The sequence below is a fragment of the Acinetobacter sp. GN11 genome, assembly GCF_054823985.1.
This window is the reverse complement of the sequence record NZ_JRVL01000344.1, coordinates 11,949-12,490: the sequence shown is the minus strand read 5'-3', so window position 1 is coordinate 12,490 and position 542 is coordinate 11,949. Positions and strand designations below refer to the sequence as shown.

At 46.7% G+C, this 542-nt stretch carries 1 protein-coding gene; it reads left to right on the top strand.

What is annotated here, in order from left to right:
• On the top strand, positions 1–542 hold a 542-nt coding region (locus tag NL42_RS19130; RefSeq protein ID WP_461313954.1), incomplete at both ends, for a thiolase family protein.

The window sequence follows — 542 nt, the reverse complement described above, 5'->3', positions numbered from 1 at the left end:
TTTTGGCCGTAGCCAGAAGATTGAAGACACTACCATGGGCTGGCGTTTTATTAACCCAAAACTTAAAGAATTGTATGGTGTAGATACCATGCCCCAGACTGCCGAAAACGTGGCTGAACAGTTCAACGTGAATCGTGCAGATCAGGACCAGTTTGCCTTGGTGAGCCAACAACGCACCGCAAGCGCGCAAGCCAAAGGCTTTTTTTCTAAAGAAATCGTGGCAGTTGAGATCCCTCAGCGTAAGGGTGATGCTGTTGTGATTGATACCGATGAACACCCACGTGCATCGACCACGCTTGAAGCTTTAAGCAAGCTTAAACCAGTTGTTAAAGCAGAGGGTTCTGTGACTGCAGGAAATGCTTCAGGCATTAACGATGGTGCAGCCGCATTGCTTATTGCTTCTGATGAGGCAGTTCAAGCTTACAACCTAAAACCGCGTGCCAAGATCATTGCTTCAAAAGCAGTGGGTGTAGAACCGCGCATTATGGGTTTTGCTCCTGCACCAGCCATTAAAAAATTACTTAAACAAGCCAATCTGACTT